A 25,965-nucleotide genomic window follows, 5' to 3' on the forward strand; every position below is an offset into this window, starting at 1 on the left:
CGTCGACGGCGATCGGCCGAGGGTCGTCGAACTTTTTGCCGAGGCGGCTGCGCCAGGTCTCCTTGCCGGTCGCGGGGTCGTAGCCGGCGACGGTGCCGTCGTACTCGTTGCTCGCCAGATAGAGGGTACACTCAGCTCACTGGTCTGCGCCCACCGCACCCCGGCCCCGAGCCGGCCGTCACCGGCCAGCACCCCCAGCCGAAGACCGGGGTGACGAACGAGGGCGCCGGCGTCGCGGTAGGTCTTGAGGCGGGCCTCGGTCTCGTCCTGGCGGCTGCCCAGCCAGTACGTGTCGGTCCTGGCGTTCACGAACAGCCCCGGCACGGCAGCCTTCACCGCCGCCACCTTCGCGGCGTGCCTCCCGGGATCCCCCAGCCCGTCCTCCAGGTTGATCCCGGCGGCCCCCACGGCCCACAGCTCCCGGGCCAGCACGGCGACCTCCGCGGGCTCGTCGCCGAACCCGTCCTCGGCGTCGACGGTGAACAGGAACCCCCCACGCCCCAGGGCGATCGCGAGGGCGAGGATCCCGTCCCGCGTCTCACCGGCCCCGTCCGGCAGCCCGGCCCCGGCGGCGACCCCGAGGCTGGTCGTCCCGACCGCCGGGAAGCCGGCGTCGATCAGCGCGGCGGCGGAGGCGAAGTCCCAGGCGTTGGGGAGAAGCAGGAGCCCGGGACCGTCGTGGAGGCGGGCGAAGGGGGTCATCGGGCGGCCCCGTGGGCAAGGAGCTGTGTCATACCACCGACGCTAGGCCCGCGACAGTTCGGCGCCCGCCGAACTGTCCGCCGGACGAACGGGCCCGGACCGGGGGGACCGGCGGACGAACACCCGCCGCGACCGGTCGGGGACGGTCTGCCGCTGTATGAGCTCGGTCCCCCGGGGTGCGCCTTCTTTGGTCCGGGGGTCGGGCCCGCCCGACACACCTACGCGCGTACTGCCGCGTCGTGGTCCCTTCAGGCGCGTTTCCCGTACGCGCGCAGGCGTGTCGAACGTCCCCTTACTTTCGTCGGCGGCTACCGGATTGTCCCTGGTCACCGCCCCCTCCAGCCCGCCAACCGTGGGGAACTCCCCCGGGGCACAGCACCCGTACGGTCGCCCTCGCAGTCGTTCGGCCCGGCGGCGCGCAGCGCCGACACCTCACTCCACACCCCCGGGGGCGCGCAGCGCCTCCGCCCGAAGCCGCGCCAGCGGCTTCCCTCACTCCGCATCACGAGGCGCGCAGCGCCGCAGAAACACTCCGCATCCAAACCCACCCCACCGGACCACCCCCACCCCCACGGACCGCGCCAGCCCCGTCACCGACACCGCCCACCCCGCCGCCGGCTACGCCCACCCCGCCACCCCGAAACGGGCGGCCGTGGGTGGGCAAACCGCCCCGCGCCGCAGGCGCGGGGAGCCGACGGCACAACGCCGCACAAACCCCCCGGGAAACAACCCACCCGCGCCGCAGGCGCGACGCCGCACAAACCCCCGGAAAACAACCCACCCGCGCGGGCAGCCGACGGCGCGACGCCGGACCCACCCGAGCCCCGGCCCCCCGCACCGCACACCGCCGGCGCAAGCCGGCCGAGGCCTCCCGCTACATATTGATCATGTGCCCCGCCAGCCCGTGAATCGCCTCCTTCACCGCCTCCCCCAGCGTCGGGTGCGCGTGGACGTTGCGGCCGATCTCGTGGACCGTGAGGTCCCACTGCTGGGCCAGCGTCAGCTCCGGGAGGAGTTCCGTGACCTCCGGGCCGATGAGGTGGGCGCCCAGCAGCTCGCCGTGGCGGTCGTCCGCGATCACCTTGACGAAGCCCACCGCGTCCGCGAGGCCGTGCGCCTTGCCGTTCGCCGTGAACGGGAACTTCTGCACCTTGACGTCGAAGCCCTTGTCCCGGGCCTGCGCCTCCGTGTAGCCGAAGGAGGCGACCTGCGGCTGGCAGTACGTGGCCCGCGGGATCATCACGTAGTCCAGCTCCATCGTCTCCGCCCCGGCGATCGTCTCCGCGGCGATGACACCCATCGACTCGGCGGCGTGCGCCAGCATCAGCTTCGCCGTGACGTCGCCGATGGCGTAGATGTGCGGGACGTTCGTACGGCAGCGGCCGTCCACGTCGATCGCGCCGCGGTCGGTGAGCGCGACGCCCGTCTGCTCCAGGCCGTAGCCGCTCACCCGCGGCTGGAAGCCGATCGCCTGCAGCACCTTGTCGGCCTCCAGCACCTGGCTGTTGCCGTCCTTGCCGGTGACCGCGACGCGGACCTTCGCGCCCGAGTCGTCGATGCCGTCGACACGGGTGCCGGTGAGGATGTCGATGCCGAGCTTCTTGTAGCGCTTGGCCAGCTCCGCGGACACCTCCTCGTCCTCCAGCGGGACGACCCGGTCCAGGAACTCGACGATCGTGACCTTCACGCCGAAGTTGTGCAGCACGTACGCGAACTCGACGCCGATCGCGCCCGCGCCGACGATCACCATCGACTCCGGGAGGGAGTCGGAGAGGATCTGCTCCTCGTACGTCACGACGCGCGGGCTCAGGGTCGTCCCCGGGACCAGGCGGGTGGTGGCGCCGGCGGCGATGATGCAGTGGTCGAACGTCACCGTCTCCGAGCCGCCCGCCGTCAGGGCGACCTGGAGGGTGTGGGCGTCCGTGAAGGTGCCGCGGCCGTCGTACTCGGTGATCTTGTTCTTCTTCATCAGGTAGTGGATGCCGCGTACGCGGCCGTCCGCGACCGTCCGGCTGCGCTTGAACGCCTGGCCGTAGTCGAAGGTCACCTTGCCCTCGACCTGGATGCCGAAGGTCTTCTGCTCGTTCGTGAAGATGTGGGCCAGCTCCGCGTTGCGCAGGAGGGCCTTGGAGGGGATGCAGCCCACGTTGAGGCAGACGCCGCCCCAGTACTTCTCCTCGATCACGGCGACGCTCTTGCCGAGCTGGGCGGCTCTTACGGCGGCGGTGTATCCGCCGGGGCCGGCGCCCAGCACTACGACGTCAAAGTGTGCAGTCATGTTGTCCACAGTAGTTGGGTCGGCTTGCGTCGGCTTCGCGGGTGGGGGCTGCGCCCCCTCGCCCCCTGGTCGGCGCTGCGCGCCTCGTCCTCAAACGCCGGACGGGCTGGAATGGGGCTTTTTTGCGCTCTTGGCCGCCGGATGGGCTGGAATGGGGCGATTTTGCGCTCTTGGGCGCCGGCCGGACGGAATGAGGCTATGTCTCGCTCGTCCGTAACGTAACGCCGCTCCTCCGTTACGGAAGCCGTCCGCAGGACATGGGGCCGCCATACGTGCCACGTCCTGCCACCCCTTCGGACGGACTCCCCGGGACCGATGAGTCCCGGCGGCGTCGGGCGTCTATCCCTACGAACGGACGACAACCGAAGGAGAGAGCACCCATGCAGAAGATCAAGACGTTCCTCTGGTTCGACACCCAGGCCGCCGAGGCCGCCGAGTTCTACACCTCCCTCTTCGAGGACTCGAAGGTCACCGGGACCACGCGGTACGGGGAGGCCGGGCCGGGAGTGGCGGGGTCCGTCATGACCGTGACGTTCGAGCTCGCCGGGCAGGAGTACGTGGCGCTCAACGGGGGGCCGCAGTTCCCGTTCACCGAGGCGATCAGCCTGCAGGTGGACTGTGAGTCGCAGGAGGAGGTCGACCGGCTGTGGGACGCGCTGACCGCGGACGGCGGGGAGGAGGGGCCGTGCGGGTGGCTCAAGGACAAGTACGGGCTGAGCTGGCAGATCGTGCCCACCGAGTTCGCCGAGCTGGCGGGCGACCCGGACCCGGAGAAGGCGCAGCGGGTGATCCAGGCGATGCTCGGGATGAAAAAGCTCGACCTGACCGAGCTGCGGAAGGCCCACGAGGGGAAGTGAGCGGAGGCAGGGGCGCGGGCTCGCCGCGCCCCGCTCCGAACCGCACCTGATCGCACACGATCCGTAACCGAACGAACTCTTCCGCTCACCTGATGACAACCGCGCGACGGCGCGTACTCATCTGCGAGAGGGTGGCCGTCCCCGCAGTGGGGACAGGAGGAGCGCCATGACCCGTGCACGAACATGGCTGCGCGGGCCGGCCTGCTGGATGCTGCTCGCCCTGACGCTGTGCACCCTGCTCGGCGCCCTCAATCTCCGGGTCGCCCAGGGCCACGCCACCGGCGTCGTCCTCCTCGGCCCCGTCGTCGCCTGTCTGCGCCTCGGCCCCCGTCCCACGGCCGCCGTGGCCGGGTGGGCGCTGCTGATAGCGACCGCCCCGGCCACCACGGCGCCGCTGTGGCCCGAGCTCTACGGGAGCCTGGACGCCGGCTTCCCGCTGCGTACCGCCGCGCTGTGCGCCGCCTGCGGGCTGGCCGTGTACGCCGCCGCGCAGCACACGGCGCTGCGCGCGTCCCTGGCGCAGGTGACGCGGGTGGCCGCGGCCGCGCAGTCGGCGATCATGCGGCCGCTGCCCCCGTGCGCGGGCGGGGTGTCGTTCGCCGTGCGGGAGCGGGCGGCGGTGCGGCAGTCGGCGTTCTGCGGGGACGTGTACGCGGCGGTGGAGACGCCGTTCGGGGTGCGGCTGCTGGTGGCCGACGTCAGCGGGCACAGCCTGGACACAATCCGGCCGGCGGCCGCCGTCGTCGCGGGCTTCCGGGATCTGGCGGCCTCCGCGCCGACCCTGACGGAGCTGGCCCGGGCGCTGGACACCCGGCTGCTGCCGGAGCTGGGGCCGGAGGACTTCGTGACGGCGGTGTTCGCGGAGTTCGACGCCGGCGAGGTCACGCTGGTCAACTGCGGGCATCCGGCGCCCGTGCGCAAGGGCGGCGGACGGGTGCGGTTACTGGAGCCGCACGCCGTCAGCCCGCCCCTCGGCCTGCATCCGTCGCCCGAGGCGTACCGCTTCCGCTTCCAGGGCGGCGACCGGCTGCTGTTCTACACCGACGGGCTGACCGACGCGGCCGCCGACGGCCCGCCCCTGCCGCTGCTGGAGCTGGCGGGACGGGCCCTGGGCGAGCCCCTGGCGGCCGACGCGCTCGCGCGGCTGGAGAAGCTGGCGGGCGGCGGCCGGCGGACGGACGATCTGCTGCTGGTCCTCTGCCAGCCGGTGGACGATACGGCCGCTCACTCCACGACGATCTCCACCGGGATGTTGCCCCGGGTGGCCCGCGAGTAGGGGCAGAACTGGTGGGTGGCGTCGACGAGCTCGCGCGCCGTAGTGCCGTCGAAGCCCTCGGGGAACTCCACCCGCAGCGTGACGGACAGCTCGAAGCCGCCCTTCCCGTCCGCCCCGAGGCCCACCTCGGCGGTCGTGGACACCTCGGAGACGTCCAGCTTCCGCTTGCCCGCTATGGCCTCCATCGCGCTGGCGAAGCACGCCGCGTAGCCGACGGCGAACAGCTGCTCCGGGTTGGTGCCCGCGTCGCCGCCGCCGAGCTCCTTGGGCAGGTCCAGCCGGACGTCCAGCTTCCCGTCGGTGGTGTAGCCGCGGCCCTTGCGGCCGGTGGCGGTGCCCACTGCCGTGTACTGAGCGCTCATGGGAGGGTCCTTCCGTAACGATGAACAGACAGGTCTGTCTGCTTCGGACCTCAGCCTAGACAGACCTGTCTGGTACGGTCAAGTCATGGCCGCGAAAATCCCCGCACGCACCCGTGTCCTCGACACGGCGAGCCGGCTGTTCTACGCCGAGGGTGTGCACGCCGTGGGCGTCGACCGGATCATCGCCGAGGCCGGCGTGGCGAAGGCGACCTTTTACCACCACTTCAAGGCGAAGGACGACCTCGTCGTCGCGTACGTCCGGGACAACGTCCGCCGCCAGCGCGAGACCGTCGCTCCGCTCCTGGCCTCCGCCTCGCCCCGCGAGGCGCTGTACACCGTCTTCCGGCTGATGGGCGAGTTCGGGTCGGGCCCCGGCTACCGGGGGTGCCCGTTCCTCAACGCCGCCGCCGAGTACCCCGATCCGGAGCATCCGGTGCGGCGGGCGGTGGGCGAGTACCGGGTGTGGTTCCGCGACGGGATGCGGGATCTGCTGGCCGCCGACGGGCATCCGGACGCGGAGCGCACCGCCGACATGCTGCTCGTCCTGCGCGACGGGCTGGCGGCGGGCTTCCATCTGGACGACCCGGTGCGGCTGCGCGCGCTGATCGCCGATCTGGTGGAGCGGACGGTCACACCGGTGGCGTCCGGACGTTGAGCACCTGGGCGCGAGCCGTCCGATCGAGGACGACGATCCGCCCCTCCGCCTCGTACAGCGTCACCAGTCCCGCGTGCGCCCGCAGCCGCGGCAGGCCGGGGAACGACACTCCCGCCCACGGCCGTCCGCCGGGGGTTTCGGCGAGGGTGACGGACACCTCCGGCTCCTCCTCCGCCGCCACGGCGAGCGTGTCGCCGTCCGCGAGGAGGGTGAGGGTGTCGGCGGGGAGGGGGCCGCGGTCGCCGGGGTTCCGGCCGTGGGCGCGCAGGCGCAGGCCCGTGTCGGTGGGCTCCGGGAGCAGGGCGGTGCCGGTCGCGAGGAGGGTGTAGCGGGCGGGCGGGAGCCCGGTGCGGTCGCGGAGGGTGAGGCGGGGGAGGTCCCAGCGCCGGAGCTGGTCCCCGGAGCGGTGGCGGATGAGCGCGGTGAGGGTATCGGGGGTGCGGGCCAGGGCGAGGACGGTGTGGTCGCGGTCCAGTTCGCGGGCGAGGGCGCGCAGGCGGGGGGCGCGGGTCTCGAGGAACGCGAGGCCGTCGGCGTCGGGGACGGGGAGGACGGTGCCGTCGTACGAGGTGGGGAGCGGGCCCGCGGCGAGGGTCGCCCAGTGGGCGGTGCGGCGGGTCGTGAGGTCGAGACGGTGGACGTCCTGTGCCTCGCCCCGGTCGGCGACGAGGAGGGCGGCTCCGCCGTGGTCGGCGGCGATCAGGCGGTGGGCCGGTACGTCCCAGGCGGCGCGGACGCGGCCGTCGCGGCCGAGCAGGCGGACACCCAGTTCGCCGTGGGCGGTGAGGACGGTCGTACGGGACAGGGCGACGGCGTCCGTCAGCGGCAGTCCGCCGGGGCGGCGTTCGGCGCGCAGCCGCAGGACGGGGCGGTCCGGCGGGGGCGGGCAGGCGGGGAGGTCGGCGGCCAGGAGGGGGTCGGCGCGGCGGCGCAGGGCGCGGATGAGGCCGGGGCGGGCGGCGGGGTCCGTCTCGTGCGGGGCGGCGCGCAGGACGGCGCGCAGGGCGGCGCCCGTGAGCTCGGTGTCCAGGGCGCGGTCGGCGAGGTCGACGGTGCGCAGGGTGCGGACGAAGGCGCGCTGGTCGTACCAGTCGGCCTCGTCCGGTTCCGGCTTCGCCAGCAGTGCCCGCGCCTCGTCCGCGTGCCCGGGGTCGGGGCGGCGGGCGAGGGCGTACGCGAGGAGTACGGGGCGGTGCGGGGCGTCGGCGTCCAGGCCCTGGCGGGCGAGGCTGACGGCGCCCGCGCGCAGGTCCTCGGCGGGCCAGGCCGCCTCGACGGCGCCGACGGCGTCACCGGCGGCCCAGCGGTCGGCGGACCAGGCGAGGCGGAGGTGTCCGGCGGCCCTCGGGTCCACCTTGGCCAGCCGCTCGACGGCGGCCTCGTACGCGCCGCGCAGCCTGGCGATGCGCAGCGCGCGGTCGCGGTCGCCGGCGCGCCACCACAGCCGTACCACCAGGGCCGGTTCCAGCCCGCGGCCCTCCGCCAGCTCGGCGGCGGGACGCGGTCTGCCGTGCCGCTCGAGGAGGGTGACGGCGGCGAGGGCGTCGTCGAGAAGGTCGGCCAGGACGAACGCCGCCTCCTCGATCCGCCCGTCCTTCTCCAGGGCGGCGGCGGCCTTCCGGTAGAGGGTCCTGAGCCGCCGGTGCGAGTCCTCGTCGTACGGCATCGAACCGCCCCCCGGACGGCGCACCGGCGTCGGGACGAGCGGACCGGAGCGCCGGCCGGGGAGACGCAGCGTGGGATGACCGCCGCCGGGACCACCGAGGGGGACGGCGTTACGGAGGGCGTCGCCCCAGCGGCGGCGCTCGAACTGTGCGGCGAGGCGGTCGACGTAGCGGCGCCGGCGGTCGGCGTACCAGCCGCGCAGTACGCGGCCGAGGAGGCCGCCGTCGGGCCAGAGGGGCGGCATCGGGTCCGGCTCTCCGACGGATGCCAGTTCGCGGAGGTCAGGTTCTTGCGTGAACGACGGCTCGACGGGCGTGGGCTTCAGCTCCGGCTCCGGCACGGTGAGCGGGACGACCTCGAGCTCCCCGAGGTCGAGCCACGCGGCGGGGTCGACCTCCGGGAGCCGTGTGCGGTCGTAGCGGTGGATGGCGCCCGCCCGGGGAACCTCGGCGGGGGTGGGGAGGGGGAGGCCGGGGGCGTGTTCCGCGCGGAGGGAGAGAGGGGCGGGGAGGGTGACGAGCCAGTCGCCGCCGGGGAGTTCGTGGACGGTGACGCCGGGGGACCACAGGGCGAGGACGCGCGAACGGGCCTCCGCCTCGCCTATCAGAGGGACGGCGATCAGAAGCGCGCCGGCGTCCGTCCGGCCGCGGAACGTCATCGGGTGCCCCTCAGGACGAGCAGACGGACGTCCTTCTCGACGTTCGCCACCTCCACCGTGCCGTCGTCCCTCCGCACCGCCAGCAGCGGCCGCAGCGGATGCACGGCGGGCGGCAGCGGCGTACCGGACCACCGGGTGAGCGCCGCGTCCCGTACGGGACCGCGCAGCCGGACCAGTTGCCCCGCCGGCGACCGCGTCACCAGATGCGCGTGTCCGGCGAGCAGCACCGCCCCGCACACCGACTCGCCCGCCGCCGTCTTCCGCGTCACGGGATGCTCGCCGTCCGGCCCGGTGAACCGCCAGCTCTCACCGTCGGCCGACCAGGCGTACGTCCCTCCGGGCGCCAGGACGATCCGCATCCCGTCGGCGTGGTCGCCCGGCAGATGCGCCAGCCGGGGGGCGTCCCCGCGCTCGCCGGGGAGGGCCCACAGGATCTCCGGGGCCTCGGTGGGCGCGCCCTTGAGGGGGAGGCGCCACCAGGCTCCGGAACGGCGCAGGAGCATGGCGTGCGCGTGGCCGATGATCGGGTCGAGGATGTGGCCCTCGTCGTCGGGGTACAGGTCGCGGGCGGTGACGCGGAAGCCGTCCGCCGCCGGGAACGGCTTCCCGATGACCTGCAGCCGCAGATACGGCCCCGTACGGCAGAGCACCAGCAGCCGCCGCCCGTGCTGGCCCACCGCCAGCGCCGGGCCCATCAGCCGGTGCCGCCGGGGGCGGGCGTACGCCGCGTTGCCCGGCTCGTCCGGCAGCTGGACGGTGATCAGCTCCTGGCCGTCGGCGGAGGTGAACGCGAGGCGGTTGCCGTTGCCGGGGAAGAGCAGCGGGCCGGTGCCGGGGGCGGGCAGCGGGTGGGCGGCGGTTTCCGTGCGGCGCCAGCCGGTGCCGCGCAGGATGCGGACGGCGGCGCGGGGGTCGGGCATCGCGAGGCGGGCGCGCCGGCCGGCCCATCGGACGGTGAGCGCCGACGCGCCCGTCTCCGTCCAGGCGGTCTCCCCGGCGGTGAGGGTCTTGAGGCGGTGGGCGGCGGGGTGGGCGGCCAGGAGGGCGCCGGCGAGGAGCCAGCAGTCGTCGGCGCGGTCGAGGGTGTCCGTCCATGCCGTGAGCTCACGGGGGTCGGGTTCGGCGGCGCTGCGGGCGCGGAGCCAGAGGCGGAGCTGTTCGGGGAGGTCGCCGGCGTGCCAGGTGCCCGGCTCGCCGTGGCCGAGGACGCCCAGGAGCAGGGTCGTGCCGCGGGCGGTGGCGCGGCGGTGGGCGACGAGGAGGGCGGCGAGCTGGACGAGGCGGGCGGCGCCGAGCTGGGAGGGGCCGGTGTCCGTGAGGACGGCGATACGGCCGCGCCGGTCGCGGGAGGTGTGCGCCGGCGCCAGGTGGAGGAGCTCGCGCCGGGCGGCGCGGCGCAGGAACTCCTCCGGCGCCTCCTCGGCGAGCAGCCACTGCGACATCAGCAGGCGCTCGGGGGTGCCGCGGTTGGTGAGGCCGTCGTAGCCGTCGGGTTCGCCGTCGGGGCGGGCGGTGCGCGGTTCGCCGCCGAGGAGGCCGTCGACGCCGCGGACGACGGGGCCCAGGGCGGTGGCGCAGGCGGGGTCGAGGAGGGCGAGCTGTTCGGCCCAGGCGGCGAGGTGTGGGGGGAGCTTCACCTGGCGGTCACCGCCAGGAGGTGACCCGGGAGGAGGGCGAGGAGCGTGTGGCCCCGGGGTGCGCGCCGGGCGGCCGCGCGGGCGACGAGCGCCGGGGGTGGGTCGGTCGTGAGGTGGGTGGGGAGGTAGAGGCCCTGGTCGGGGGCGAGCCAGTGGACGCCGTCGGCCCAGGGGAGGTCGGCGCCGCGGGGGTCGCGGGAGAGAAGCAGCAGCCAGCCGTCGGCCTGCGCGACGCGGAGTGTCGTACGGGCAGCCGCCCGCAGCGCCTCGGCGGCGGGACCCCGGGCGGCGACCGCCGTCGGGGTCAGGGGCGGTTCGCGGGGGACGAAGCGGACGGGAGTCATGGCGCGACGGCGGCGACCAGCCGCTCGCGTACGGCCTTCAGCAGCTCCGGCAGCGCGTCCGCCGCGAACGAGGCGTCGATCTCCCGCAGCGTCGCCTCCGCCCGCAGCCGCGCGTCGCGGTGGTACGGCGGCAGCCCGAGGTCCGCCAGCAGCTCCGCCCCCGTCGCGGCCAGCCGCCCGGCGCGGGCCTCGGGGCCGCGGCTGAGCTCCTCGGCGGTGAGCGGCAGGCTCTCGTTGCGGGCGGCGCCCAGCAGATCCGCGAGGGTGTCGCGCGCGAGGGCCTGGGCGTCGGCGGTGGGGGCGATCAGCGGCAGCACCCACAGGTCGGCGTCGGTGGCCGCCGTCCGCCCGTCGAGCACCGCGGCGGCGGCGATCAGGCGCTGGCTGCGCACCGCCCGCCGGTCGGTGAGCGGTACACCGGCCGCGCGCAGCCGGCGTACGGCGGTGGCGAGCGGGAGGCGTACGGCGTCGAGGTCCGCGCCCCGGGCCGCCGCCGCGAGCCGGTCGACGGCGGGGAGCAGGCTCGTACCGGCGTCCCTGCCGTGGCCGTCGGCCGACCAGCCCGTCTCCAGCAGCTCCTCCAGCCGCGCGTCGGCGACGGGCTCGACGAACACCCGGGCGAGGAACCGGTCGGCGAACGCGGCCAGCGCCGGATCGTCCGGCAGCGTGTTCGCGGCGCCCACGCACACCCGCAGCGGGACGCCGACGTCCGTCGAACCCCGGCGGTACGTCCGCTCGTTGAGCAGCCCCAGCAGCGTGTTGAGGATGGCGGAGGAGCCGAGGAACACCTCGTCGAGGAACGCCACATCGGCCTCGGGCAGCATCCCGGCCGTCTCCACCTCGACGACGCCCTCGCGCAGCCGCCGCAGATCGACGGGCCCGAAGATCTCGTTCGGCTCGGTGAACCGCCCCAGCAGATACTCGAAGAGCCGCCCCCCGAACTGCCGCGCCACCCGCCGCACGGCCTCGGACTTGGCGGTCCCGGGCGCCCCGACGACGAGCAGATGCTCCCGCGCCACGGCACACAGCACGACGGTCTCGGTGACCGTCTCCCGGTCGACCAGCCCCCGCCGCGCGACGGCCACGGCCTCCCGTACGACCCGGGCGTCCTCTGTCGTCTCCACGGCGGGGAGTCTATGAGCGGGACGCACGCCGCCCCCAACGGATTTCGTTCATACGAGCGGATACCGGTCCACGAGCTGCCCGTACCCGCCCGCCGTCCACACCTCGCGGCGGAACTCGCCGAGCGACCGCGCCCGCGGGTCCCCCACGTAATGCACCGTGCCGCAGCGCTCGCAGTACCAGCCCCGCTGCCACAGCGCCTCGGCGCCGGCCCTCCCGGAGACGGCACGCCGGTGCTTCACGATGAGGAACACGCCCGGTCCGAGGAGGACGGCACCGAACACGGTGGCCAGCACGAGGACGGAGAACGAGTCCGCGCCCGGCTCGGCGACGAGGAACCCGAGAGCGGCCAGCCAGAAGAACGGCACAGGCAGCCCGAGGACCAGCAGCAGACACGGCCAGACCTTCATCTCCGGCACCGGCCGCAGCGACTGCGCGAGCGGCGACATCACGGTCCGCGTGTGCCAGTGGCCCTCGTGGTCCCGCTCCCGGACCCTGCCCCGGCCCCGCTGGTACACGGCGGGCACCGCACTCACCTGGTCGTCCCGCCCGCAGCTCGGACAGGACAGGTCCGGGGGTCCCGGATTCCGGTCCCGCCGGTTGTAGTCGATGCGCCCCACCACACACCCCCGTCGTCAGCCGGGCACGTCCTGCCCAACCAGACGCCGGGGGCGGCGATTCGGTTTCCCGCCGTGAAGCCGTCTCAAACGGCGGGTGCGGCCTCCTCGTTCGGCGCCAGGGAGTCCATGAAGGAGCTCACCGAGAACACCGCGCGCCCCGGGCCCGCCGGACCGTACCCGGGGGGCGACGACAGGCCGTGCTTCTCCAGCGTCGCCCGGTACGTCTCCAGCAGCCGGATGTGGTACTCCAGCGGCGCCCCCGCCGGGTTCGCCTTGCCGAGGGGGGTCGTCGGCTCCGGGCACCAGGTGGTGAAGCGGGGGACGACGCCGTGGGACATGAAGAAGTTCAGGCCCTCCTCCGTGGAGGCGATGGCCTCGTCGACCGTGGTGAAGCCGTGCGGCTGGGCCATCTCGACGCCCGCGACGAAGTTCGGGATGACGTTCTCCGCGCCGAAGACCTCCGTCGAATCGAGGATCCGCTTGTGCCACTCCGCCCGGCCGACGTAACGCTCCTTGCCGGGGCAGTACAGCTCGAACAGCTTCTTGTCCCACACCTCGAAGTTCGGGTGGTAGATCTTCACGCCGTAGTCGTGGAACCGCTTGACGTCGTCCAGCGGCAGCGCCTGCGCCACGACCTTGCCGATCCACCGCTCGGGGAACATCTCTTCGATGGCCTTCGCGTACGAGCCGTAGAAGTCGGCCTCGTCCTTGCCCCCGACGTGCGAGGTGATCGCGCCGCCGGTCAGCGTGTACGCGGTGGAGGTGCGGGCCGTGTCGTACCGGTCGATGATCTGCAGCGCCTCGAGGATCTCGTCGGACGGCTTCACCCCCGTGTACGGGCGGCCGGCCGCCTTGTGCTGGCGCCAGTTGTGGTTGATGTCGCAGTACTGGCACTCCTCCTTGTGCCCGAAGTACTGGCAGACCCGGAAGACCGTGAGGTAGATCAGGTAGCCCCACTGGATGGTCGGGGCGACCTCCATCACGGACTTCCCGTTGGACAGCTTGTGCCGGTAGTAGTCCGGCATCGGCGGCAGGCCGACGTCGGCGATGCGCACGCCGTCGAGGTAGAGGCCGAGGCTGCCGTCCTCGCCCGCCCTGACGCGGTACGGCGAGTCGGGGTTCACGCGGACCGAGACGACCGTGCGGCGCATGTCGTACGCGCCGCCGGTGAGGACGATCTCCTCCGGCGGGCGGTTCAGCGCGGCGGCGCCGAGCTCGGGGAGGGTGCGGTGGTCGAAGGAGAAGATGAAGTACGACTTCGGCTTCACGTCCCCGTCGTCGCCGCCGCTGAGCGCCGACTCGTCGAAGGCCATCCCGCCGCGGAGGAGGTCCTCCTTGATCACGGCCTCCCGCGGCACGTGCGGGAAGCGTTCCATCAGGTCCTCGACGACCGCGGTGCGGCTCAGGCTCTCCATCGGGCTCGCTCCATCCAGAGTGACAGGTCTCGTCCCCTCCATTGAACGCGTTCGGGCGCCGGACGCGGACAGGGGGCCCTGTTTTCGGTTGACGTGCCGCCCCGGGCGCCGGTTGGCTGGGCGGATGCACGGGCTTCTCGTACAGCGGGTGGACGGCTCCTCCGACGACCTGGTCGCGGACTGGCGGCGCGTCCACAACACCATCATCCCCAATCACCGGCTGTCCCTCGCCGACGTCCGTGAGCGCTCGGGGCGCAACCGGCTCGAGGTCGCCCGGCTGGACGGGGTCGCGGTCGGCTGCTCGACGGTCCGCCCGCCGTCGGAGGACCCGTCCGTCGCCATGGTGATCGCCCGGGTGCTGCCGGAGTTCCGGGGGCGGGGTTTCGGCGGCGAGCTGTACGGGCGGGGGCTGGCGGCGGCGGCCGGGTTCCCGGGGGTGTCGACCGTCGAGACGCTGGTCCTGGAGCAGAACGAGGCGGGGCTGCGGTTCGCCCTGGCCAAGGGCTTCATGGAGATCGAGCGCTATCCGCTGCCCGGTGACGTGATCGAGATCGCACTGGGCGCCTCGCTGAGCTCCCTCCTGGGGCAGTAGGAATCACATCCTCCGCATCCCGTTCCTCGATCCCGGAATTTCTAACCTTTGAAAGCGACTTGAAGGGTTAGACAAGATCGGGACACGACACGGGAGTACGCCATGACGACCATCCACCACCGCACCGCCGAGATCGACGGCCTGGAGATCTTCTACCGCGAGGCCGGCGACCCCGCCGCCCCCACGCTGCTGCTCCTGCACGGCTTCCCCACCTCCTCCGTCGCCTACCGGACGCTGATCGAGGAGCTGAGCGACGAGTTCCATCTGGTGGCCCCCGACTTCCCGGGCTTCGGGCAGAGCTCCGCACCGGCCGTGGACGCATGGGAGTACACCTTCGACCACCTCGCCTCGGTCACCGGCAAGCTCGTCGACCACCTCGGCCTCACCCGGTACGCGATCTACGTCCACGACTACGGCGCCCCCGTCGGCTTCCGCCTCGCGCTGGCCCGTCCGGAGCAGATCACGGGGATCGTGTCGCAGAACGGCAACGCGTACGACGAGGGCTTCACGCCCTTCTGGGAGCCGATCAAGGCGTACTGGGCGGACCCTTCGACGGCCAACGGCGACAAGCTGCGCGGGCTGCTGACCGCACAGGCCACGCACTGGCAGTACACCCACGGCGTCCCCGACCCGGAGCTCGTCGACCCGTCCCTGGCCGTCGCCGACCAGGCGCTGCTGGACCGGCCGGGCAACCAGGAGATCCAGCTCGCCCTCTTCCTGGACTACGGCACCAACCCCGGCCACTACCCGCAGTGGCAGAAGTACCTGCGCGAGCACCGCCCGCCGGTGCTGGCCGTCTGGGGCCGGGGCGACGAGATCTTCGGCCCCGACGGAGCCCGCGCCTTCGCCCGGGACGCCGAGGGGGCGCAGATCCATCTGCTGGACGCCGGGCACTTCCCGCTGACGACCCGGCTGCACCGCAGCGCGGCGCTGATCCGCGACTTCCTGCGGGGGCTGCCGGACTGATCGCCGAAGGGGAGCCCGTCCGGGCTCCCCTTCGTGTGCCGTTACGTCACATCTCCCGGACGGCGACCCTCGCGTGCAGCCGCCGCAGCGGGGCCGGCGCCCACCAGGCGCGGCGGCCGAGGAGGGCCATCGTGGCCGGGACCAGCAGCATCCGTACGACGGTGGAGTCGATCAGCACCGCGAGCGTCAGGCCCAGCCCGATCTGCAGGACCGGGGAGAAGCCGCCCGTCATGAACCCGGCGAAGACCAGCGCCAGCAGGAACGCCGCCGAGGTGACGACCCGGCCGGAGCGCCGCAGCCCCTCCTCCACGGCCGCGGCCGGGTCGCCGGTCGCCTCGTACGCCTCGCGCATCCGGCCCAGGATGAACAGCTCGTAGTCCATGGCCAGCCCGAACGCGATCGCGAGGATCAGCGGCGGCGCCGTCAGGTTCAGCGCGCCCAGGCCCTCGCCGCCCAGCCAGGAGGCGAGATGGCCGTCCTGGAAGACCCAGGTGACGACGCCGAGGGCGGCGCCGAGGCTGAGCAGGGTGGTGGCGATGGTGCGCAGGGGGATCAGCAGGGAGCCGGTGAAGGCGAAGAGCAGGACCGTGATGCCGAGCAGGACGACGGCGATCGCCCAGGGGACGCGGGAGGCCAGGGCCGCGCGGAAGTCGACCAGCTTGGCGGCCACTCCGGTGACCTGCACCGGCTCGTCGCCGCGCAGGTCGCGGATGTCGCGGACGAGCCGGGTCGCGGCGGGGCCGTCGACGTCGCCGCGCGGGGTGAGGTCGAGGACCGTGGAGCCGTCGTCGAACGTGCGCGTCTCGGCGGCGGCTGTCCCGGGGAGCGCGCGGAACCTGGGCAGGCAGTCCGGGTCGGTGCCGGGGCCCATGAGGACGCGGACGGGGCTGGTGACGGCGCCCTCCGGGAAGTGGGCCCCGACCGTCTCGTACAGGTCCCGGGCCTCGGTGCCGCGCGGCAGTGAACGGGCGTCGCCGACCGCGAGACGGGTCCCGGCGGCGGGCAGCGCGAGCAGCACCAGCCCGACGGCGACGACGGCGAGCACCACGACCCGGCGGGCGGCGGAGAAGCGCGCCAGCCGCGCGAACACCGCACCGCTCCGGTCGGCCTTCGCGGGCCTGATCCTTCCCCAAGCTCTCAACTCCGTTCGAGCAGGGGATACCCCAACCCCGAACCGCGTGAGCAGCGCCGGCAGCAGGGTCAGCGCGGCGAGCATGTCGACGACGACCACGGCCGCGGCAGCCATACCCATGCTGCGCAGGAACGGACTCGGGAAAACGAGCAGCCCCGACAGACTGACGGCCACCGTCAGCCCGGAGAACAGCACCGTCCGCCCGGCCCTGGCCACCGTCCGCCGCACGGCCTCGGCGACGTCCTCCGTACGCCGGCGCTCCTCGCGGAAGCGGACGACCATCAGCAGCGCGTAGTCCACCGCGAGGCCCAGACCCAGCATCGTGACGATCTGCACCGCGTACACGGAGATGTCGGTGACCTGGCTGAACCCGTACAGCGTGAGGAACGCCCCCGCCACGCCGCACAGTGTGACCACCAGCGGCAGCAGGGCGGAGCGCAGCCCGCCGAAGATCAGCAGGAGCAGCAGCAGGACCGCCGGCAGGGTGATCAGCTCGGCGTGCGCGACGTCCTCCTGGGCCCGCTCACCCATCTGCACGCCCAGCAGCGGACCGCCGCTGGTGTACGCCTCGGGCGCGGCGTCGATCCGGGCGATCCGGGCGGCGGCCTCGCCGGAAGCCTCCTCCTCGTCGTCGTCGGACATCCCGCCCTCGAGGGTGATCGGGATGAGCAGGGCCTGCCCGTCCTCGGCCCGCACACCGCCGGTGGTGTACGGGTCGGCTACGGCGGCGACCCCGGGGAGCCGCCGCAGGTCTGCCACGGCCGCCCCGACCTGCGCCCGCACCGCCGGGCGGGTCACGTCGGTGCCGGCGACGACGCCGGTGATCCCGGGGCCGTCGGGGTCGAGCCGCCCGAGCAGGTCCCCGGTACGGACGGACTCACTGCCGGGGATGTCCTCCACGGTGCCCTCGAGGTCCTCGAAGACCCGGATGCCGATGCCGAACCCGAGAAGCAGCATCAGCAGCCAGACGACCATGACCGTGATCGGACGACGGGTCGCGGTCCTTGCGAGTGAGTTCAGCATCTGCCCCTCCGGAGCCGGCACTTGGACTGGTTACGTCCATGAGCCTCGCCCCGGAGGGGGTGCCGCCGAATCGCCGGAGGGAGCGGTCTGTGCCCCTCGCCCGCACGGGGGATACGGGCCTCCGCCTCCCTCCCGAGAGGGAGCCACGGCGGGGGGCGCAGGCAGCACGGGGGCAATCCCGGGCAGCGACGAGCGGCACCAGGGGCGGCCTCGGACACCGACAAGCGGCACCAGGGGGCGCCCCCGGACGGCGGCAAGCACCGGCCCCCGACCCGCCCTCACCCCTCCCCCGCGACCACCAGCCCCGTCTCGTACGCGCAGATCACCGCCTGCACCCGGTCCCGCAGCCCCAGCTTGCTCAGCACATTGCTGACATGCGTCTTCACCGTGTGCTCCGACACCACGAACTCCCCGGCTATCTCCGCGTTCGACAACCCCCGCGCGAGCAGCGTGAGCGTCTCCCGCTCCCGGGCCGTGAGACCCGCGAGCCGGGCGTGCGGCTCGGCGGAACGCTGCTCGCCCGGGGGCGGCCCGCTGCCCCGGCGCCGGATGATGTCCGCGACGAGCCGGCGCGTCACCGACGGCGCCAGCAGCGAGTCCCCGGCCGCCACCACCCGCACCGCGTGCACCAGATCGTCCCGGCGCACGTCCTTGAGCAGAAACCCGCTGGCCCCCGCGTACAACGCCTCGTAGACGTACTCGTCGAGGTCGAACGTCGTCAGCATCACGACCCGGCAGCCGCTCCCCTCGCATATCCGCCGCGCCGCCTCCAGCCCGTCCATCACCGGCATCCGGATGTCGAGCAGCGCCACGTCCGGCCCGTGCAGCCGCACCGCCTGTAACGCCTCCGCGCCCTGCCCGGCCTCCGCGACCACCTCGATGTCCGGCTGGGCGTCCAGGATCATGCTGAACCCCGACCGCACCAGCTCCTGGTCGTCCGCCACGACCACCCGGATGCTCATCCGAGCCCCACCGCCTGCCGCACCGGCAACCGAGCCGTCACCCGGAACCCCCCGCCGTCCGCCCCCGGACCCGCCTCCGCGCTGCCCCCGCAGGCCACCGCCCGCTCCCGGATCCCGACGAGCCCCCGCCCGCCGTCCGGCCACGGAGGCAGCGCCTCCCCGCCGGCCCCGTCGTCGACCACCGTGATCACCAGCTCCTCGGCGCTCCACCCCAGCCGCACCTCGACGGCCGAGGCGCCCGCGTGCTTGAGCGTATTGGTGAGCGCCTCCTGGACCACCCGGTACGCGGCCACCTCCGTCTCCGGATCCAGCGCCCGCACCTCCCCGTCCGACGTCAGCTCCGCCCGTATCCCCGTGCGCCCCACCTGCCGCACCAGACCCGGCAGTCCGGCCACCGTCGGCTGCGGCTGCACCGGCGTCTCCTCGGCCCGCAGCACCCCGAGGATGCGCCGCAGCTGGGACATGGCGTCCCGGCCGGCCGAGGCGATGGCGTCGAACGCCGCCTCCGCCCGCGCCGGGCTGCTCGCCAGCGCCACCGGGCCGGCCTCGGCCTGGACGACCATCAGGCTCACCGCGTGGGCCAGGATGTCGTGCATGTCCCGGGCTATCCGCGCCCGTTCCTCCGCCGCCGCCCGGGCCCGCTCGTTCTCCCGCTCCCGCTCCAGCCGCCGCGCCCGGTCCTCCACGGCCGAGGTGTACGCCGACTGCAGCCGGGCGCCCACCCCCAGCCCGTACACACAGGCGAAGCTCAGCAGATGGAAGGCGTACTCAAAGGTCTCCGCGTGCTCCAGCCAGGTGAGCACCACCGCCGTCCCGCCCAGCCACCCGCCCAGCATCAGCCTCCGCTGCCAGGGCCGTCCGAGCACCGCCACGGTGTACAGCGCGACGAGCCCGCCGTAGCTCACGTCCGGCGGCGGCGCGTGATACAGCGCCATCGCCAGCGAACTCGCCGTCACCACGCACACCACGGTGAAGGGCGCCCGCCGCCGCCAGACCAGGGGCAGCGCCGCCCCCAGCACGAAGACATAGCCCAGCCAGGACGCCGTCGAGTCGTCGTTCTTCTCGGGGAACACGAACTGCACCGACGCCGCGAACAGCACCAGCGCGGCTATCGCCCCGTCCACCGCATACGGGTTGGCCCCGCGCAGCAGGCGCGGCCAGGTGAACGAAGGAAAGGACACGGACGACATGAGCGGCTCCCCGGATCGGAGGAATGCCCGCCCAGTATCGGCTCGCGCCGGACCCCGAGTCCTCACCGATGCGAGGGATATTCGGCGCCCGGAAAATCCCCCGGCGCCCGGGGTGTATCCCAGGTCCGCCGGGGAACCCGCCCCTTCAGCGGCCGGCCGGCACCCACCACGCGAACGGCGGATCAACGGAACGCCCCACCCCGCGAGTTCGACTCTCGCATCCCCCGCAGCGAGCACGTCCCCCGCACCAGCCACCCGCCCTACGCGAACCGGTTGCTCCCGACCGGTCCCGCCGACTCCATCCACTCCCGGGCCCCCTCCGCCGGCCACACCACCGCGCCCGCGAAGGCCGAGAGCGCCGTGTCCGGATCCGCGGGCGTCTCCCCGTCCCCCTCGTCGGCGGCCGCGTCCCCCGCGAGGATCTCCGCGACCAGCTCGGCCACCGGCCGCGAGTCCGGCGGCACCGTCTCCGTCCCACCCGCCTCGGTGACCCGCATCCGCTCCCCCCACGGCGACACGTTGACCTGCGCCAGCAGCGTCGTCACGTCCGCGGACACCCCCGGCGGCGACGTCCAGCACGTCACGTGCGCGAAGAGCAGCTGCCCGGGCGCCCGCTCGAACAGCGCGCCCACCACCTCCGGCTCCGAGTCGTCCAGGTCGTACGCGACGACCAGCGTGTCCTCCCGCGCGGGGTCGAAGGGCACGGCCGGCAGCCCCAGATACTCCGCGGCGGCCCGCCCGAGGATCTCGCTCGCGCGGTCCGGCAGCAGCGACACCGAGGCGGGCGTCCTCCCGGCCGCCGCGAGGGCGGTCCGCAGCCGGTGCAGCCCGTGCAGACAGCGGTCGGCGTCGTCCTGGGTGTAGGCCCAGCGGCCGTTCATGCCCGCGCCGTAGCCGTACGGCGCGTACGTCGTGAGGAGTCCGCCCGTCAGCACGTAGTGCCAGCCCCGCAGATCGGTGCGCGACAGGTCCGTCGGCACGGCGCCGGCCCGCCCCAGCAGCCGCCGGATGCGGTCGTACGCCGGCCGCCAGTCACCGTCCGCCGGCTCCGTCAGCGCCCCGCCCGCCTCCCGGGCGCCGGCGGTGTCACCGGCCAGCAGGGCGTTGTACGCGAGGAGATACCGCTCGGGCCACTCGGGCAGCTCCCCGGCGCCGCGCAGCACGTCCACCACCTCGCGGTGCCGTTCCTCCGCCTCCAGCGCGGCGACGTACTCCATCAGCACGGGCCGCTCCCCGGGCGCCAGCCGGTGCGCCTCCGCCAGCGCGGGGACGGCGAGGAACCCGGCGCCGCGCTCGACGCACGCGTACCCGTAGCCATACAGCTCCCGCAGCCCCGCCCGCTTCCCCGCGAGCGCCCCGGCGGCCTCCGCCAGATCACCCATGCCGGCGTCGCGCGCCACCCGTTCCACCAGCGGCGCGATCACCGCCGGCGCGACCTCCCCGGCCTTCAGCCGCAGCTGCCGCATCGCCCCCTGGAGGTCACCGGCCGCCACCAGCCGCCAGCCCTCCGCGAGCTCTTCGTTCCCCGCCGACTTTCCCCACGCCACCGGCCAACAACCCCCTGGGCATCCAGAACACACGTACGCCCGAGAGCGTAGAGGCGCCGGACACCCGCCGGAAACCGCTTATCCCCGGATCCCCCGCGGCACCACCACGCGCCGCAGCCGCGCCCCGCCCCACGCCAGCTCCCGCCAGTCGCCCTTGAGGTCCAGCACGGCCACCGCCGACGTCGGGAACTTCTCCCGCGCCGTCTCGAGCGTCTTCCCGTCGCCCTTCTTCGCCAGCCCCAGCACCAGCTCCTGCAGCTCCGGGTTGTGCCCGACGAGCAGCAGCGTCCGCGCGCGCTTGGGCGTCTCCCGTACGACGTCCAGCACGGCGTCCGCCTCCGCGTGGTACAGCCGGTCCTCGAAGGACGCCGCCGGCGGATCGTCGAGCTGGTCGGCGATCAGCTCCCAGGTCTGCCGCGTCCGCCGGGCCGGCGAACAGAGCACCGCGTCGGGCCGGAACCCCTGCCCCCGCAGCCACCGCCCCGCCGCGGGCGCGTCCCGCCGCCCGCGCTGCGCGAGGGGCCGCCGCAGATCGGGCACGCCGTCCGGCCAGTCGGACTTGGCGTGGCGCAGCACCACCAGCCGCCGGCGCCCGGACCGGAGCTCGGGCAACGCCGAATTCTTGACCATGCGTTCAGGCTACGGCCCGCAGACCTGCAACGCAGCGGTCCGAACGGCCTGAGTCGAACGGATAACCGCAACGCGCTCCAATACCCGGTCCCCGCCCCCTCCCCGGCGAGGATGACCCCATGAAACGCACCGACCTCCACCTCGCGCAGAACCCGGAAGCGGACGAGCTGCTGGGCCGCAGCCCGCTCGCCGCTCTGGTCGGGATGCTGCTGGACCAGCAGGTTCCGATGGAATGGGCGTTCTCGGGCCCGCACACGATCGCCACCCGGATGGAGGCGACCGACCTCGACGCCCACCGGATCGCCGCCATGGACCCGGAGGACTTCGCCGGGCTGCTGCAGCAGAAGCCAGCCGTCCACCGCTACCCGGGGTCGATGGCCAAGCGCATCCAGCAGCTGTGCCAGTACCTGGTGGAGCACTACGACGGCGACGCGGAAGGCGTCTGGCGCGACGCGGGGACGGGCGCACAGCTGCTGAAGAACCTCGGCGACCTGCCGGGCTTCGGCACGCAGAAGGCACAGATCTTCACCGCCCTGCTCGGCAAGCAGCTCGGTGTACGGCCCACGGGCTGGCGCGAGGCCGCCGGCCCGTACGGCGAGGACGGCTCCCACCGCTCGGTCGCGGACATCACGGGACCGGAGTCCCTCGCCCGGGTCCGGGCGTACAAACAGGAGGCCAAGAAGGCCGCATCCGGTAACAAATAAGTGATCACCTGCCATAACTGGACCTAACCACTCAGAGTCACAGGCCCGCCAACCCCTTCCGCCCCGGCCCACGACTCGCTAGCTTTCGCGTCACCGTTCGCTTCTCGAACAGCAAGTCCCGTAGTCCGGAGTGGTCTTGCTGTCCCTCCTTTCGCCCGAACAGCCCGAAGGGACGTTCCGTGAATCGACGAAGAATGACCGCCACCCTGGCCACCGCCGCCCTGGCAGGCTCCCTCCTGATCGGCGCCTCGGGACCGTCCGGCGCCCACGGCCGCCCGGACCCCGGCAAGGACGCCCGACAGCTCGCCGCGAAACTCGTGAAGGAATCGTCCGCCGCGAGCGCGCACAAACATCTGCGGGCGCTGCAGGCCATCGCGGACGCCAACGACGGCAACAGGTCGGCCGGTTCGAGCGGCCACGACCGGTCCGCCGAGTACGTCGCCTCGCTGCTGCGGCACGCCGGCTACCGGGTCTCCCTCCAGACCTTCGACTTCTTCAGCTCGCACACCTCCGCGCAGACGCTCTCCGTCGTCTCCCCCGACCCGCGCGCGGTCGACATCTTCGCGATGACGTTCTCGAAGTCCACCCCGGCGGGCGGACTCACCGCGCCGATCGCCGCCGTCCCGGTCGACGCGGACACCACCTCCGGCTGCGACGCGGCCGACTACGCGGGCACCGACTACACCGGGAAGATCGCCCTCGTGTCGCGCGGCGGCTGTACGTTCCTGCAGAAGCAGGGCGCCGCGGCCGACGCGGGCGCGGCGGCGGCGATCGTCTGGAACAACGTCCCCGGCGCGCTGAACGGCACCCTCGGCGACGCGACGGCGGTACGCATCCCGACCGGCGGCGTCTCCCAGGCCGACGGCCAGGCGCTCGCCGCCGCGGCGGCGGCGGGCACCGTGACGGTCACCATGGACCTCCAGGTCACCGTCGAGCAGGCGACCACCAGCAACGTGATCGCCGAGACCCGTGACGGCGACCCGGACAACGTGGCGATGTTCGGCGCCCACCTCGACTCCGTGGCCGAGGGCCCCGGCATCAACGACAACGGCTCCGGTTCCGCCGGCCTGATCGAGGTCGCCCTCGACCTGGCCAAGCAGGAGAAGAAGCCGCGCGACAAGGTCCGCTTCGCCTGGTGGTCGGCCGAGGAACTGGGCCTGGTCGGCTCGACGGAGTACGTGAACCGGCTCACCGAGGAGCAGGCGGCGCAGATCAGCCTCTACCTGAACTTCGACATGATCGCCTCGCCCAACTACGGCCTGTTCGTCTACGACGGCGACGACTCCGACGCCGTGGGCTCCGGCCCCGGCCCCGAGGGCTCGGCCCAGCTGGAGCGCGGCATCACCGACTTCATGGACGCCGCCGGTTATCCGCACGCCGGTACGGACTTCACCGGCCGCTCCGACTACGGCCCGTTCATCGCGGTCGGCATCCCCTCCGGCGGCACGTTCACCGGCGCCGAGGGCGTGAAGACCGCGGCGGAGGCGGCCGTGTTCGGCGGTACGGCGGGCGTCGCGTACGACTCCTGCTACCACCAGGCGTGCGACACGATCGACAACATCTCGATGCCGGCGTTCGACGCCAACATCGACGTCATCGCGAACGCGGTCGGCACCTACGCGCACGACCAGTCCGCGCTGACGTCCCCGGCGGCGAAGGCCGCCACCACCGGCTCCACCACCGGCGGCGGACTGCACGAGGGCCAGGGGGTCACCCGGTAACCCTCCGGTACGAGGCGGGGGTCCGGCGGTCCGGACCCCCGCTTCCCCGTATCCGTCACCGGAAAGCCCTTACCGGAGCCGGGAATTCGCCCGATGGAGTGGCCGCGGCGGACCCGGCGCCGGACAATCCCCTGAGCCCGCGTCATATGACCGGGTCTGTCGCGATCGCGCCTGTGCACCACTGCTGCGCCCCGGGCCCCGCGCCCGGTAGGCTTTCCGTGTGATCTTCAAGCGCATCGGAAACGGGAGGCCGTACCCCGACCACGGCCGGGAGGGCACCCGGCAGTGGGCGGACGTGGCACCGCGCCCGGTCCGCCTCGACCAGCTGGTGACCACCAAGCAGCAGCTGGATCTCGAGACGCTGCTCGCGGAGGACTCGACGTTCTACGGCGACCTCTTCGCCCATGTCGTGAAATGGCGCGGCGACCTCTATCTGGAGGACGGCCTGCACCGGGCGGTGCGGGCCGCGCTGCAGCAGCGCCAGGTGCTGCACGCACGGGTGCTCGAGCTCGACTGACGGGCGGTTGCCCCGTTCGGGGGGCATCCGGGAACCCTTTGATCATTTATTAGGCACGGCTGCCGGAGCGCACTACGCTGCGCCCCATGAGCATGCTGACGCCCCCCGGCATGGGCGGCGAGTACCGCATCAAGGGCACCAAGTACCCCAGAATGCGCCGTACCCGACGCCGTCGCACCGTGCTGCTGCTGACTTCCGCCGCCGCACTGGTCACCCTTCTCGGGGTGGGCGCGGTGCAACTGGTCGACGCCTTCGGCGGCGACGACGGCGCGGACGGAGCGCGTACGACCGCGGGCCGCGCCTCGGAGTGCAAGCCGAAGAGCGCGCCGGCCTCCACGTCCTCCGCCAAGGACACCGCGGCCCCGCTGCCGAAGCCCGCGACCCTCACCGTCAACGTGTTCAACGCCACCACCCGTACGGGTCTGGCGGACAAGACCGCCGCGGAGCTGAAGAAGCGCGGGTTCAAGATCGGCGAGGTCGACAACGCGCCGCCCGAGTACGACAAGAAGGTCAAGGGCGCCGGCGTCCTCCTGGGCCCGCCGGCCGCCGTCGACGCGGGCCTGAAGGTCCTCGGCACCCAACTGCCGGGCGCCGAGGCCAAGGCGGACGCCCGCGACGCGAAGACCCTCGACCTGATCCTGGGCGACGACTTCACGAGGCTCGCGCCGAAGCCCGCGGCGGACGCGGCGCTGCGGGCGCTGTCGAAGCCCCTGACGAAGCCTTCGGCGGGCTGTTAGCCGACTCCTAGTCGACGACCCCGTACATCCGGTCCCCGGCGTCACCGAGGCCGGGAACGATGTACCCCTGGTCGTTCAGCCGCTCGTCGAGGGCCGCCGTCACCACGGTGACCGGCTTCCCGGCGAGCTCGCGCTCCATCGCCTCCACGCCCTCCGGCGCGGCCAGCAGACAGATCGCCGTGACGTCGTCCGCCCCGCGCTTCATCAGCTCGCGGATCGCGGCGATCAGCGTGCCGCCGGTGGCCAGCATCGGGTCCACGACGTACACCTGGCGGCCGGAGAGATCCTCGGGCATCCGGGTGGCGTACGTGCTGGCCTGCAGCGTCTCCTCGTTGCGGATCATGCCCATGAAGCCGACCTCGGCGGTCGGCAGCAGCCGTACGAGCCCCTCGAGCATCCCCAGCCCCGCCCGCAGGATGGGCACCACCAGCGGCCGCGGCCGGGCCAGGCGCACACCGGTCGTACCGGTGACCGGGGTCCGGATGTCGACCTGCTCGGTGCGCACGTCCCGGGTGGCCTCGTACGCCAGCAGGGTCACCAGCTCGTCGGCGAGCCGGCGGAAGGTGGGGGAGTCGGTGCGCTCGTCGCGCAGGGTGGTGAGCTTGTGCGCCACGAGGGGGTGATCGACGACATGAATCCGCATGACTCGACAG

23 protein-coding genes and 2 pseudogenes are annotated in these 25,965 nt (G+C 73.5%); 9 read left to right on the forward strand and 16 right to left on the reverse strand.

The features are described 5' to 3' along the window. From SRB5_RS37845 to lpdA, 3 genes and pseudogenes are all read right to left on the reverse strand, one after another. Nucleotides 1-127: pseudogene (locus SRB5_RS37845) on the reverse strand (PQQ-binding-like beta-propeller repeat protein); the annotation flags it as partial. A gap of 104 nt (nt 128-231) precedes the next feature. Continuing rightward, nucleotides 232-702, reverse strand: a pseudogene (locus tag SRB5_RS19380) (isocitrate lyase/phosphoenolpyruvate mutase family protein); the annotation flags it as partial. A gap of 874 nt (nt 703-1,576) precedes the next feature. Further along, on the reverse strand, nt 1,577-2,980 hold the full coding sequence (gene lpdA / locus SRB5_RS19385) for a dihydrolipoyl dehydrogenase (protein WP_153453716.1): 1,404 nt from the start codon (nt 2,978-2,980) through the stop codon (nt 1,577-1,579). 380 nt (nt 2,981-3,360) lie between these two features. On the opposite strand from lpdA, the gene SRB5_RS19390 reads away from it, so the two are divergent. Together SRB5_RS19390 and SRB5_RS19395 are read left to right on the forward strand one after the other, a co-directional pair. Next, nucleotides 3,361-3,837, forward strand: coding sequence for a VOC family protein (locus tag SRB5_RS19390; RefSeq protein ID WP_153453718.1), 477 nt, complete (start codon nt 3,361-3,363; stop codon nt 3,835-3,837). Nucleotides 3,838-4,003: 166 nt separating this feature from the next. Further along, the gene (locus SRB5_RS19395) at nt 4,004-5,113 is read left to right on the forward strand and encodes a PP2C family protein-serine/threonine phosphatase (RefSeq protein ID WP_153453720.1); all 1,110 of its coding nucleotides are present in this window, start codon (nt 4,004-4,006) and stop codon (nt 5,111-5,113) included. Here the strand turns inward: SRB5_RS19395 and SRB5_RS19400 are convergent. Further along, nucleotides 5,062-5,475: an organic hydroperoxide resistance protein gene (locus SRB5_RS19400; protein ID WP_153453722.1), complete on the reverse strand. Its 414-nt coding sequence runs from the start codon at nt 5,473-5,475 to the stop codon at nt 5,062-5,064. The genes SRB5_RS19395 and SRB5_RS19400 overlap by 52 nt on opposite strands. Before the next feature lie 85 nt (nt 5,476-5,560). Between SRB5_RS19400 and SRB5_RS19405 the strand changes: the two genes are divergently transcribed. Beyond that, nucleotides 5,561-6,130, forward strand: a complete 570-nt coding sequence (locus tag SRB5_RS19405) for a TetR/AcrR family transcriptional regulator (RefSeq protein ID WP_153453724.1) — start codon at nt 5,561-5,563, stop codon at nt 6,128-6,130. Here SRB5_RS19405 and SRB5_RS19410 read toward each other — a convergent pair. The 6 genes from SRB5_RS19410 to SRB5_RS19435 form a co-directional block, all read right to left on the reverse strand. Continuing rightward, a complete protein-coding gene (locus SRB5_RS19410; protein ID WP_153453726.1) occupies nt 6,105-8,453 on the reverse strand; it encodes a bpX6 domain-containing protein in 2,349 nt (782 codons plus the stop codon). The genes SRB5_RS19405 and SRB5_RS19410 overlap by 26 nt on opposite strands. After that, nucleotides 8,450-10,090 (reverse strand): hypothetical protein, encoded by a 1,641-nt coding sequence (locus SRB5_RS19415; RefSeq protein ID WP_153453728.1) that lies wholly within the window; start codon nt 10,088-10,090, stop codon nt 8,450-8,452. Before SRB5_RS19415 ends, SRB5_RS19410 begins: the two co-directional genes overlap by 4 nt. Further along, nucleotides 10,087-10,434, reverse strand: coding sequence for a bpX5 domain-containing protein (locus tag SRB5_RS19420; RefSeq protein WP_153453730.1), 348 nt, complete (start codon nt 10,432-10,434; stop codon nt 10,087-10,089). Before SRB5_RS19420 ends, SRB5_RS19415 begins: the two co-directional genes overlap by 4 nt. Next, entirely contained in the window at nt 10,431-11,558 is a 1,128-nt protein-coding gene (locus SRB5_RS19425) for an AAA family ATPase (RefSeq protein WP_323378155.1), read from the reverse strand. Before SRB5_RS19425 ends, SRB5_RS19420 begins: the two co-directional genes overlap by 4 nt. A 48-nt stretch (nt 11,559-11,606) precedes the next feature. Then, on the reverse strand, nt 11,607-12,176 hold the full coding sequence (locus SRB5_RS19430; RefSeq protein ID WP_153453732.1) for a hypothetical protein: 570 nt from the start codon (nt 12,174-12,176) through the stop codon (nt 11,607-11,609). Between the two features lie 83 nt (nt 12,177-12,259). Then, complete coding sequence (locus tag SRB5_RS19435) at nt 12,260-13,591, reverse strand: radical SAM protein (RefSeq protein ID WP_153453734.1); 1,332 nt, start codon at nt 13,589-13,591, stop codon at nt 12,260-12,262. Between the two features lie 124 nt (nt 13,592-13,715). Here SRB5_RS19435 and SRB5_RS19440 point away from each other — a divergent pair, with 124 nt between their 5' ends. Both SRB5_RS19440 and SRB5_RS19445 read left to right on the forward strand, forming a co-directional pair. After that, complete coding sequence (locus SRB5_RS19440) at nt 13,716-14,183, forward strand: GNAT family N-acetyltransferase (protein WP_153453736.1); 468 nt, start codon at nt 13,716-13,718, stop codon at nt 14,181-14,183. A 102-nt stretch (nt 14,184-14,285) separates the two neighbouring features. After that, nucleotides 14,286-15,149 (forward strand): alpha/beta fold hydrolase, encoded by an 864-nt coding sequence (locus SRB5_RS19445; RefSeq protein WP_153453738.1) that lies wholly within the window; start codon nt 14,286-14,288, stop codon nt 15,147-15,149. A gap of 46 nt (nt 15,150-15,195) precedes the next feature. Here the strand turns inward: SRB5_RS19445 and SRB5_RS19450 are convergent, their stop codons facing one another. The 5 genes from SRB5_RS19450 to SRB5_RS19470 all read right to left on the reverse strand — a co-directional run bounded on the left by SRB5_RS19450 (nt 15,196) and on the right by SRB5_RS19470 (nt 21,633). After that, a complete protein-coding gene (locus SRB5_RS19450) occupies nt 15,196-17,304 on the reverse strand; it encodes an MMPL family transporter (protein ID WP_153453740.1) in 2,109 nt (702 codons plus the stop codon). Between the two features lie 278 nt (nt 17,305-17,582). Continuing rightward, entirely contained in the window at nt 17,583-18,266 is a 684-nt protein-coding gene (locus SRB5_RS19455) for a response regulator (RefSeq protein WP_153453742.1), read from the reverse strand. Further along, a complete protein-coding gene (locus SRB5_RS19460; RefSeq protein WP_153453744.1) occupies nt 18,263-19,456 on the reverse strand; it encodes a sensor histidine kinase in 1,194 nt (397 codons plus the stop codon). Before SRB5_RS19460 ends, SRB5_RS19455 begins: the two co-directional genes overlap by 4 nt. A 260-nt stretch (nt 19,457-19,716) precedes the next feature. After that, nucleotides 19,717-21,003, reverse strand: coding sequence for a hypothetical protein (locus tag SRB5_RS19465; RefSeq protein WP_323378156.1), 1,287 nt, complete (start codon nt 21,001-21,003; stop codon nt 19,717-19,719). Between the two features lie 78 nt (nt 21,004-21,081). After that, nucleotides 21,082-21,633 (reverse strand): SixA phosphatase family protein, encoded by a 552-nt coding sequence (locus SRB5_RS19470; protein ID WP_153453746.1) that lies wholly within the window; start codon nt 21,631-21,633, stop codon nt 21,082-21,084. A 119-nt stretch (nt 21,634-21,752) separates the two neighbouring features. On the opposite strand from SRB5_RS19470, the gene SRB5_RS19475 reads away from it, so the two are divergent. The 4 genes from SRB5_RS19475 (at nt 21,753) to SRB5_RS19490 (ending at nt 25,312) form a co-directional block, all read left to right on the forward strand. Next, entirely contained in the window at nt 21,753-22,337 is a 585-nt protein-coding gene (locus tag SRB5_RS19475; RefSeq protein WP_153453748.1) for an HhH-GPD-type base excision DNA repair protein, read from the forward strand. A 194-nt stretch (nt 22,338-22,531) separates the two neighbouring features. Next, complete coding sequence (locus SRB5_RS19480; protein WP_153453750.1) at nt 22,532-24,058, forward strand: M28 family metallopeptidase; 1,527 nt, start codon at nt 22,532-22,534, stop codon at nt 24,056-24,058. A gap of 220 nt (nt 24,059-24,278) precedes the next feature. After that, nucleotides 24,279-24,575 carry a type II toxin-antitoxin system VapB family antitoxin gene (locus SRB5_RS19485; protein WP_323378157.1) on the forward strand — a complete coding sequence of 99 codons (297 nt, stop codon included), beginning with the start codon at nt 24,279-24,281 and terminating at the stop codon, nt 24,573-24,575. Between the two features lie 86 nt (nt 24,576-24,661). Beyond that, nucleotides 24,662-25,312, forward strand: coding sequence for a LytR C-terminal domain-containing protein (locus SRB5_RS19490; RefSeq protein ID WP_153453752.1), 651 nt, complete (start codon nt 24,662-24,664; stop codon nt 25,310-25,312). Between the two features lie 7 nt (nt 25,313-25,319). Here SRB5_RS19490 and upp read toward each other — a convergent pair whose 3' ends face one another. Beyond that, entirely contained in the window at nt 25,320-25,955 is a 636-nt protein-coding gene (gene upp, locus SRB5_RS19495) for a uracil phosphoribosyltransferase (protein WP_153453754.1), read from the reverse strand. Between the last annotated feature and the right edge of the window lie 10 nt (nt 25,956-25,965).

The sequence above is a fragment of the Streptomyces smaragdinus genome, assembly GCF_009604385.1.
Lineage (GTDB): Bacteria > Actinomycetota > Actinomycetes > Streptomycetales > Streptomycetaceae > Streptomyces > Streptomyces smaragdinus.